General features: G+C 32.7%; 9 protein-coding genes. 2 read left to right on the forward strand and 7 right to left on the reverse strand.

What is annotated here, in order from left to right; all coding sequences use genetic code 11:
• The first annotated feature begins 238 nt into the window (after positions 1 to 238).
• A complete protein-coding gene (locus tag A9G47_RS00715) occupies positions 239 to 1,222 on the forward strand; it encodes an AEC family transporter (protein WP_065580310.1) in 984 nt (327 codons plus the stop codon).
• Between the two features lie 673 nt (positions 1,223 to 1,895).
• Here A9G47_RS00715 and A9G47_RS14110 read toward each other — a convergent pair.
• The 3 genes from A9G47_RS14110 to A9G47_RS00725 all read right to left on the reverse strand — a co-directional run bounded on the left by A9G47_RS14110 (position 1,896) and on the right by A9G47_RS00725 (position 3,862).
• Positions 1,896 to 2,063 carry a hypothetical protein gene (locus tag A9G47_RS14110; protein ID WP_176700626.1) on the reverse strand — a complete coding sequence of 56 codons (168 nt, stop codon included), beginning with the start codon at positions 2,061 to 2,063 and terminating at the stop codon, positions 1,896 to 1,898.
• Between the two features lie 346 nt (positions 2,064 to 2,409).
• Complete coding sequence (locus A9G47_RS13380; protein WP_141672050.1) at positions 2,410 to 2,601, reverse strand: transposase; 192 nt, start codon at positions 2,599 to 2,601, stop codon at positions 2,410 to 2,412.
• Between the two features lie 715 nt (positions 2,602 to 3,316).
• Positions 3,317 to 3,862, reverse strand: coding sequence for an RNA 2'-phosphotransferase (locus tag A9G47_RS00725; protein WP_065641918.1), 546 nt, complete (start codon positions 3,860 to 3,862; stop codon positions 3,317 to 3,319).
• Between the two features lie 505 nt (positions 3,863 to 4,367).
• Between A9G47_RS00725 and A9G47_RS00730 the strand changes: the two genes are divergently transcribed.
• Positions 4,368 to 4,682: a hypothetical protein gene (locus A9G47_RS00730; protein ID WP_065588917.1), complete on the forward strand. Its 315-nt coding sequence runs from the start codon at positions 4,368 to 4,370 to the stop codon at positions 4,680 to 4,682.
• A 620-nt stretch (positions 4,683 to 5,302) separates the two neighbouring features.
• Here A9G47_RS00730 and mmuM read toward each other — a convergent pair.
• The 4 genes from mmuM to A9G47_RS00750 form a co-directional block, all read right to left on the reverse strand.
• Positions 5,303 to 6,244: a homocysteine S-methyltransferase gene (mmuM, locus tag A9G47_RS00735; RefSeq protein ID WP_065641919.1), complete on the reverse strand. Its 942-nt coding sequence runs from the start codon at positions 6,242 to 6,244 to the stop codon at positions 5,303 to 5,305.
• Positions 6,234 to 7,634, reverse strand: coding sequence for an S-methylmethionine permease (mmuP, locus tag A9G47_RS00740; RefSeq protein ID WP_065582784.1), 1,401 nt, complete (start codon positions 7,632 to 7,634; stop codon positions 6,234 to 6,236). Before mmuP ends, mmuM begins: the two co-directional genes overlap by 11 nt.
• An 89-nt stretch (positions 7,635 to 7,723) precedes the next feature.
• Entirely contained in the window at positions 7,724 to 9,244 is a 1,521-nt protein-coding gene (locus A9G47_RS00745; protein ID WP_065641920.1) for a YdgA family protein, read from the reverse strand.
• A 270-nt stretch (positions 9,245 to 9,514) separates the two neighbouring features.
• On the reverse strand, positions 9,515 to 11,071 hold the full coding sequence (locus tag A9G47_RS00750) for a DUF945 family protein (RefSeq protein ID WP_065641921.1): 1,557 nt from the start codon (positions 11,069 to 11,071) through the stop codon (positions 9,515 to 9,517).
• Positions 11,072 to 11,076: the final 5 nt, after the last annotated feature.

An 11,076-nucleotide genomic window follows, 5' to 3' on the forward strand; every position in this document is an offset into this window, starting at 1 on the left:
AAATATAATTAAAGGTTGTCATATTAATCGTGTTTTTAAGCAATTATACACGGTGTGAAATAACATATTAATAATATCCAGTTTCAAGAAAAAAATGCCGTTTTATAGGTAATAAAAAATATTTGATTTTGTTACCCAGTTATTTTGCTTCGGTTTATAAATATAATATCTAATCTGAAGTTACCGGCCAATTACCGAATTTGTATTTTAAGTAATATTATTTTAGGAGTTTTAAAAAATGAATCTAATCTGGTCTGCAGTTGGGCAAGTTGTAAGTTCTTGTCTTCCAGTTTTTTTATTAATTTTTCTTGGTTGGTTATGTGTACAACAAGGGATCTTTACAAAAGATGCTAAAAAATTATTATCAGGGCTTGTCTCAAACTTTGTCTTCCCAGCGTTACTTTTTGTGCATACTTCGCATGCTAAACCTTCGCAAATATTTAATGGTATTTGGATGTTTGCGTTTTTCTGTACTATGTCATTTTTATGGATAATTTGTTTTTTAACCAATAAGTACATATTACATAAAGATTTAAAGTCAACGGCTATGAATACTATGTTGTGCTGCTTTCCAAACATGGGGGGAATGGGGGTACCTTTCTTAACGTTGATGTTAGGTGCGGCTTCTACTATTTCAGTTGCGATTGCTAATTTTGTTGTGGCGTTATCATTGATTCCAATGACAATATTTCTGTTAGAGTTATGCGATACCAAAATGTCTGGTGGTAAGGTAACTGGTGATATGATATTTAGTGCAGTCAAAAACTCACTGATGAAGCCAATGTTTTTAGCTGTTATTTTAGGGTTAATTGTGAGCGTTACCGATGGCACAAAATGGTTACCTCATTTTGTGTTTAATACCTTTGATATTATGTCTAATGCTTGTAACTTTATTTCGCTTATTGCAGTTGGTGTTGGTATTCATGGTGTTAAATTAACATTATCTAAACCATTAATGATCAATGTGATATTAAAAAGTTTTATTACACCTGTGGTGGCGCTTATTTCTGTATATTTATTTGGTATTACCGGTATGGAAGCTGAAGAACTGGTCTTTTTATTAGCAATGCCAACGGCATCAACGGCTGTTATTTTGGCTTATAATTGGAATGTCGAGCAAGAACAAGCGTCAAGTATTTTCTTTGTATCAACAGTTTTATCTATTTTTATTTTACCAACGTTATTACTCATTATGGATTTCACCATTCCTGGCGTTGCTTAATAAATGCCGAATATAATGCTCTCATTGCTTTTAACAAGGTGAGAGCATTAGCAATAAAAATCCCAATCTAATTTGATATTCAAAAAGTAACTTAACAATCGATTGTTCAATATGTGGTTCTAGTGACAGTTAACGCTGCCACTAAATTCTATAATTATAGATGTGAATTGTGAACTTAAATTGGTTTGTGCGCCTTGCTAGTAATATTTTTTTATATCCAAATAAGAAAAGCACGCTTATGCCATTTTGTTTATTTGTTAAAAATCAGTCAGAAAAACCATTGATTTTATTGAAGTTTTTTATTGGTGTGTTTTAGGGCGCTGTGCTAGGGGTTGTTTATCCTTTTAACCATAAGATTTACAGTTAACATCAATGTTTGTTTTTTTATATCCTATTTACCTCATTATTCTATTATTGCTTATCGTGTTCTGTTTTAATCATTTTGCAATTTTTTTTGCAAAAATACCAACTAGGTAAGCCAATTTATATCGCTTATACTTAATTTATAAAGTAAATAGGTGAATATGGATCGGCTATGTAAATATCCCCCCAAAGTTAGTATAAGATTCAGGTAGAAAATTACGCTGCTTGCTTGAATATAATCTATGGTTATACCATGTAATTTTGCCCAGCCGATGAATGTTTTTCCTGTGAATTCCGGTCCGTTATCTACTCATATTTCGAGTTGATAACCATGATATCTGGTCAGTTTATTCTGATAACGGGTAATCCTACCTGTCGGTAAACTGATCGCAATATCAATGCCTAACGCCTCACAATTAAAGTCATCGATGACATTGAAGGTTCTAAACCGGCGTTGATTGCGACTGCTGTCACTCATAAAATCCATTCATCAACATTCACCTAGCTTATTTGGTACTGATAGTTTTTCTGGGCTTCGCGGAGGAATACGTTGTTTACGCTTTACCCTGAGATTAAGCTTTAACTGGCAGTATATTCGATAAATACACTTATGATTCCATTTCTAGCCGCGCTTTCTGATACGATTAAAACACTGAAGAAGACCCCGCGTAAATGTCTATCCGTGATAACTTAGCACTAACATAATCATCGAATCATCCGGTAATTTAGGTTGATAATAGTAAGCTCAGCTGCTTAAACTAACAATAGCGCAGCTCATGGCAATAGTAATAGAATGATTTTATTGCAGTTGCACAGCTCAGGCTTTACGTGCTTGAGTTGGCACTATAGCTTTTTATGATTTCCTCCTGAAGCTGAGATTTTAAATTTAGCTCAACAAACATCTGCTTAAGCTTACGATTTTCAGCTTCTAGTTGTTTTAAGCGTTTGATATCTGAGATTTCCATACTATCGTATTTATCACGCCATTTATAGAAAGTTGAATTCCCATACCCTATTTACGGCAAAGCTCTTTGACGGGGGATACCGGCTTCGGATTCTTTTAAATTAGCTACGATTTGTCGATAATCTTATCGGAAAAAGCAAGTGGACAATCTATTGGTTTGCGCTCTTTCGTAATAAAAAATTATAGATAAATTTCCAATAAAAACGCGGCTAATATTATTTTTATTGGAAATAATATAATTGTTTTTTCTCAAACCTGCTTGCAAATGGATGCAAAGATTTACAGTTAATATTGCAGTTAATTTAACGGCTAAGATTCTAAAGGAAGGTAATACGATAGTCGTTGTTGCTTTAGTGCATTGAGTAATAATCTAAAGCAATTTCGAGTTGGTTTTATGTCATCATTAATGTTATTTTATCGCCACAATCATTATTGTTTTTCATTGTTGTAATTTTTAACTAATATTGCATAATAGAAATAAGTTATCGCAATCAAAGTAATAATCTTATAAATTATTTAAATTTTAGAGTACAATAATAATTGTTTATCTTAATGATCATGTCTTATTTTGGTTTTTTACTCATAAAATAAATATGAGTTGATTGTCAATTACACAAAAGTTACACCGATTTTTATATAAATTGTTACCTGTTCCAATTTGGAAGTTTTGTTTAATTCTGTATTTGGAATTGTAGTTCAACATATCATGTTTGGTTAGGATCAAAATCAGCTTAATATAAAGTAGGGCAGGCTGAATTAGGGGCTATTTACTCAAACGTAAAAAAGGTATTAGGAACAGTATGGGTTAACCAAACACCATTATCAGCTAAATAGAACTTGAAGCCTTGTTGATGCATTAACAAAGCTTTTACTTTTAATACAATCGGTTTACCATGTCGTTTGCCTACAGCATTAGCTGTCTGTTCATCGAAAGATAAGTGAACATAATGGCGGTCACCTGCAATTAACCCTTGTTCTTTAATTAAATCAATAAAACGAGTGGCCGTCCCATGATACAAAAATTCTGGTGGGATTTGTTGTTGATATTTGATTTCAACCTGTTTAGTTGAATGTCCTTGTGCAGCACGAATTTTTAACCCATCTTCTGAAATTGTAAAACGTTTTTTATCGCTTGTTTTAACAACTTCTTCAATTAGATCTCTGGTAAGATATTCACCATGTTGATTAGCTTGCATAATTAGCGTTTCAATCTCAATCCACCCATTAGAATCTAAAGCTATACCTATAGCTTCAGGTTGATGTCTTAAAATGTAACTTAGAAATTTACTCGTTTTTTCTAGATTTTTGTTCATGCTTTACCCCTTAACTTTCTAAACTAGCACTTGAGGATATTTTTTAACATCTTTATATCAACAAGATAAATTCAATAATGACTTACTTTATTCTATTTCAATTAGCACAAAACATTCTAATTTATCTTTGCATCGCTTAAAATTTTTATTTGCTATTTTTACTCAGAGGCAAATTAATTCAATAATATTTTCAAAGGTGAAATCGTTGATTATAATTAACGCCATGTTTTTATACCTATTATTAATGTAATTACTATCATTAGCTATTTAATTGTGGCACAAAAATTATTATTAAATTGAAAAGCAGTACTTATAGAATCATGTTTTTGCGATAAGATGATTTTGAAAAAAGCGACACAATTAATGTTCAAAAATAGGGTTTATATATTTATAGAACGGCAAAATAAGCAGCTTAATTTTTTAGGTGAATTATGTATTAAGTAGGGTATTTACAATATTTTACCGCTCATTTTATCAATATGGGCAAATAATATGGGCGAATAAAATGATGAAAGATGACAATCTTAAACTTGTAGATGTTAATCTATCCCGATTCGATTTAGATCTAAATCAAAATTTAATTATACTTGAAATTTTGAACATGAATGATGGCGGTGAAATTTGTACTATTAAGATAAATACTATCATTGATCTGAAATATGAAAATAATATAGATGAAGATGATATTTTACCTGTATATATAGGTGAACTTGAAATATCAAAAAACATTGATACAGCATATTATCACCTTAAAATGCAAGGGGGGATAGATTTGTCTATAACTAGCTTACACTGTTTTATTAGCTATCCTAATTTGTAATATATAGCATTTTCTACATTATTAGGCGAAAATGCTGTAATAATATGCATAAAAATTCAAGATTAACGCCTTATCATCGAGAAGCGGTTTAGTGTATTACAATAAAGAAAAAACATAGCCACTGATTTAGCGTTGATATTTAATGCTTGTCGTTTCACCATTTATAAAGTATCAAAACTTTGCTGTCGCAAGCTTTTTAAGCCATAATTAAACCCCCAATTAACGTTACAAAACAATAAAATATGGCTTTAAAAGTCTGGTTAAAGTTGAGAAAACGATAGAAGCGCGTCTAAAACAGTAAGCAAAGCGTTACAACAAATTTAAATACTCCAAACTTAGTACACAATTCACGTAGAAAATTAAGCTACTTATTTGTAATAGCCTTTATTTAATCTGACGGACACCCAATAAAAACGGGTAACTGTCAGATTAGGTTTGAGTTAGTACAAATTATAATCTTTCAATTTATCTCACTTTATACTTTATAATACTTATTTCTCCTGCCTAAAATATTACAAAAACAAACGCATTCTCCTTTTATTATTTATTCAAAAAATGTTCAGAAAAGACATTGATTTTATTAGTTTTTTGTTTTTACAATCTCGATTTTTTGATAAAAATCAATCTCCCTTTAATAACGCTACAATTTGCTTAATATCACTCGGTGTTGTTTGACAACAACCACCAATTAATTTAGCCCCTAATTTAATCCAAGTCGGTAATTGATTGCTAAACGTACAATTATGTTGATGGTTTTTATGCCATTGTTTGGTAGTTGGATCGTATTGTTCGCCTGAATTTGGGTAGACTATTAGCGGCTTAGTGGTAAGTTTATTTAGTACCTCTAATGCTGGAGTGACGTTTTCTAATGCAATACAGTTAATGCCAATACTGACAATTTGCTCGATATTGTTTAAATAGTTGATAACTTGTGATAATGGTGTGCCATCACTAAGGTGCTTTGAGTCTTTTAGCGTTAATGAAAACCAACATGCCATTGTCGGGAATTGTGCGATAAGCGTAGTTAATGCTTTGATTTCTGCAAATGAAGGTAGGGTTTCACAAGCAAGAATATCAACTTTGGCTTCAATCAATGCTTGAATTCTGTCTTGATGAAAAGCAATAAAAGCCTCTTTATCAAGATGATAATCGCCTGTGTATTCTGAACCATTGGCAAGATATGCGCCGTAAGGCCCCACTGATCCGGCTATTAATAAAAGTTTGTTTTGTTTGGTATCCGTTAAATACTGTTGTTTAGCTTGTTTTGCAAGTTCAACGCTGGTTTTAATTAGTTTGATAGATTCATCAAGCGCAATGCCTTTTTGGGAAAACCCTAATGGTGTAGCTTGGTAGCTGGCGGTGATGGCGCAATTCGCACCAGCTTTAAAATAATCATAATGGACTTGGCGGATTAATTCTGGTTTTTCAATTAATATTTTTGCCGACCATAAACTATCGTTAAGATCGCATCCGCGGCGTTGTAGTTCACTAGCCAGCGCGCCATCAATAATAATGTGTGTTTTTTGCTTTAAGAGCGAGTGAATTAAATTATTATTGGTCATATTTTGTCACTCGCTTTTGGTAGGTTTGGGTAAAGTGGTGGGCAATAAAGCAAACAATCACAAATGGAATACCACAATAAAGCGCTATGCGTTGTTGAGGATCGAAAGCTAAGCCAATGCAGGCAATCAAACATAAAATAAAACCTAAAATTGGCACAAGTGGATAAAATGGTGCTTTATATTTTAGTGTGTTTTGTTCGGTTGTAGATAATTGCTTTCTAAAAAAGTAATGTGAAGCGCAAATGCTTAACCAAACAGCAACAACGGCAAAGCCTGAAATAGCTGTTAATGCCACAAATACGGTATTAGGAGCGATAACGCTTGTGAGCAATGCAAGTAATCCGCCTAACATACTCATTGTGATAGCAAATGCGGGAATACCATCTTTGGTCAGTTTGCTAAAGCATTTGGGTAATGTTCCTTGATTGGATAGCGACCATAGCATACGTCCTGATGCATAAAGGCCTGAATTAGCAGCAGATAAAATTGCAGTTAAAATCACAAAGTTAAGCATATCAGCAGCATAAGGCAGGCCAATGTTTTCAAAAACAGTGACAAAAGGGCTTTTTATCACGCCTGCTTGTTCCATTGGTAAAAGAGCCGCAAGAACAAAAATTGTGCCAATAAAGAATATAATAAGCCGTAAAATAGTGGTTTTGATAGCTAATGGGATGGTTTTTTCTGGTTGTTGGGTTTCGCCTGCTGCAATGCCTATTAATTCAGTACCTGAAAAGGCAAAATTGACTGATACCATCGTCATAATAATCGGAGTGATGCCGTTAGGAAACCAACCATTATCGGTAATATTGTGCAAAAATGGGGCTGGCATGTTGTCTTTCATTGGGATAATGCCAAAAATGGCTGCTGCACCAGCAATAATAAAAATGACAATAGTAAGCACTTTGATAATTGAAAACCAAAATTCACTTTCAGCAAAAAATTGTGCAGTTATAATGTTTAATACAAAGATCACAATGCAAAATATTAAACACCAAATCCAGACTGAAACAGAAGGGAACCAGTATTGCATACATAAGCCTGCTGCAGTTAGGCTTGAGCCCAGTGCAACTGTCCAAGTTAGCCAATATAGCCACGCAACAGTATAACCTGTGCCAGGGCTAATAAAACGTGATGCATAAGTGTGAAAAGCGCCTGTTTCGGGCATGGCAACCGCTAGCTCTCCAAGGCATAACATAACTAAATAAACCACTAGTGCGCCAATTAAATAAGCAATAATTGTGCCGATAGCACCAGCGGTTGCAATAATATATCCAGTATTAAAAAATAAACCAGTACCAATCACACCACCGAGTGATAGCATAATTAAATGCCTAGTTTTCATGGTTCGTTTGAACTGGTTTTTATTTGATGCGTTGACCTGAGTGTTCATAAGAATGTTTTATTCGGTTAGTTTAAATCACATTCCGCCAATAAAACTGGCGGAATAATTAGGAAGTTAATTGAATTTATATTGATAATTTACTGAAGACTATTTAAAAATGCTTTTTTAGTCATTGTCTTATCATTTACCTTGACGTTGTCAAGGGCACGAGAATATTCAATGTCGGTGAATATACCTTGTTTACCGTCTTTACTGAAATTAACTATTGGTGAATTATATAAAAACATTTTGCTCATCATGACTAGATTCGAGCTTGCTTTATTAATTTGTTCTGGTGTGACGTTATCGGTATTTGGATGTTCTATTTGTGCTGAAATACGTCCTAATACATCAAATGGTGCGCTAAGCTGTAGTTTTAGGCGATCTATTTTATCAACATTATTATTATTATTTTCTAATGCATCTTTGCCTATATCTTTTACATCCATCACAAAATTGAAATTGATATCTCCAGCCGCGTTGTGCCAATTAAATTTGTTTAGTGAAAATTTTGTATGAACTGGGCGACTGCTATCAATAATTTCATCAAAGTCTTCAAGGCTAAATTGATCAGAAAATAGATCTTTATCGGCACCTTGGAAATTAAAGTCTAATGATACTTTTCCTAGATTTTGTTGTCCCCACAGAATTGAATCTATGCTACTAAATAATGAACCATCTACGGTATTAGCATTATTTAATGTGCTTTTTTGGTTTACAATCATGTTATTGATTACTACCGATTGAACTTTTGAAAATGAAGCGGTAGCAAAGGTGAATGCTAATTTATCGACGCTACTTTGTGTATCACCATTTTGGTTTTTGTAGTTAAAATTACCTTTTGATTGGAAATTATCAATATTAACCGTACTTTTTGTTATGCCATCTAGCGTGTATTTAGCATGTCCAATATTAAATTGGTATTCAAAGTCTTCTAGTGTATTAAGTGGTTTTAGCGATACATTAACATCTTTCAAACTATAATTGTTATCATCTGAAATGTAATCTAATTTATCCAATTGCACTTTAGCTTTTACGTCGGTAGCATCCGCATAGCCACTGAAGGTATAACTCCCATTACTTACATTGAGTAAGCCATTATCGATGGTGGGTATTTCGCTTTGTGTGACTTGAATTGCTTTATTGGCTAATTTAAGCGTGATATATTCGCCATAGCTTATTCCTATATGCCCAGCAATAAATGGTTGATTACCAGCAAGTTTCCAAAGTGTTGGATTGCTTTGTTCTGTCATTTCGTATTCTAGCCAAGCTTTTTGTGGGGCTAATGTCCCTTTAGCAAGCGCTGCAATAGGGAAAGGACCATGGTGGATAGTTATATCATCGTCAAATAAGGTTTTAGGCTTAGCATTTTCATCTAAGGTATTTTGAGGTGATACTGTTACAGTTAAATGTAATTTAGTTGAAAATATATTTTTTTCATAATTGCTTTTCATTACTGACACTGTAAAATCATCTTGAAATTCGTTAATTTTGGCTGTTATTTGTGCTAATTGATTATCGATATTATTTTCAATGATATTACCTGTTTGCCATGCTATGCCTACGTAGGCAACGCCTAATACAGCAACGATTCCTATTGCAAGTGTTGTTTTTTTCATTATGAGTCTCTTAGTTATTTTTGCTAAATTTAATATATTATTTTGATAATTTTAATCGATTTATACCTTATAGGCGATATTTTTTTAATATATTGAAAAATATTTATTTCTATATTTATTTCTATTTAGTTTACATGCCTTGTTTATATACGAATGTAAAGTGCCTAAATAGGCATGATTAAATTTGCATTTAAATATCGATACAATCAGTCAATGCAATCACGTTAGCAATTTAATTTATTCATTATTATTGTGTTTTAAAAAAATAAATTATAAAAAATTTTCAAAAAAATCTCTTTTATCTAATAGATGTCCATTTACGGTCACGTTCTGATCTCCTTTAGTGTATTTGATATCAGAATAATAACCTTCATTTTGATCTTTATTAAACGTAAACATTTTTGATTTACCAAATAGCTTTTTTGCATTCGTTTTTAATGTCGCAAAGGCGTTGGTTAGCTGTTCTTGGGTAACTTCGTTTGCATTGGGGGTTTTTATTTGCGCTAAATAATAGGCTAATACATTAAATGGCGCATCAATTTTTAACTTTAAACTATCAATGTTATCAATACCTAGCATGAGTTGTTGTAGTTCTGCCCATTCACCAGATATGTTACAGAAAAAATTCGCATTAATATCACCGGCTGGGTTTTGCCAATGTAGTTTATTTAATGCCAATTTGATGTTGGCTGGTGCTTGTTGATTAACATCGGCTTCATAAAGGTCTATATCAAAATTGTTTAATATCATGGCAATATTAATACCTTGGTAGCTAAGATCTAAAGAACCATTACCTAAATGTTGTTGCCCAAACAATACTGATTGGGCGTCTACTTTTAACCAACCATCTATCGTATTAACCGTGCTTAAGGTATTTTCTTCTGCAATGGTGAGTTTTTCAATCATGATTGATGAGTCATTAAACTGGTTAATGTCAGGCTCAAATGTTATTTTATCTATTGTGACATGCGCATTAGGAGCTTGATATTTATTATTTAAACTCCCTTGGTATTTTAGGTGATCAAGTGTAAGGCGTGATGCTGAATATTCATCGATCAGAAAGGCTATTTTATTAGCGTTTATGGTGTAATTAACGCCTTTTTTTTCTGGTCTAGGCTCAGCTAATAAGTTGAATTTATTTAAAGTAATTATTGGTTCTTTAGGATTGTCATAATAATTAAATTTATCAATATTGGCTTTGGCAACGATACTTGAAAAATCTTCATTGCTTTCAATTATAACATTGCCATCAGAGATATCTAAACCACCATGAATAAAATAATTAGCATCAAAATGTGAAGTGAATGCTGAATCAGTCAGTTTAAGCGCTTTATTAGTCAGTTTAATGGTGAGATATTCGTGATAACTTATCCCCATATTGGCGGTGATAAACGATTGGTTACCCGCTAATTTCCAAAGCTCGGGCGCTGATTTTTCAGGCATTGCATAGTTGATCCATGCTATTTGTGGTGTAAATTTTCCTTCAGCTAGTGCCATCATAGGAAATGGCCCATGATGAATTGTAATTTCATCATTAAAAATAGTTGTTTCTGCTTGCTTTTTGTCTTGTTCAAGTTGCAAATCGGTATCTTTGGGCACTAATTTAATGGTAAGGTGAAGTTGCGTTGAAAAAATAGCTTTTTGGTAATCGCTATATTCAATCACCACGTTAAACAAATTTTGATAATTATCAACTTGTTTTGTGATTTGTTGTATTTTATTGTCGATATTAGCTTCAATCATATTGCCAGTGTGCCAAGATGCGCCTATGTATCCTGAACCTAATACAGCAATAATTGCTGTGGTAATAATGCTTTTTTTTATCATGATTT

The organism is Gilliamella sp. WF3-4 (assembly GCF_001690275.1).
Taxonomy (GTDB): domain Bacteria; phylum Pseudomonadota; class Gammaproteobacteria; order Enterobacterales; family Orbaceae; genus Gilliamella; species Gilliamella apicola_C.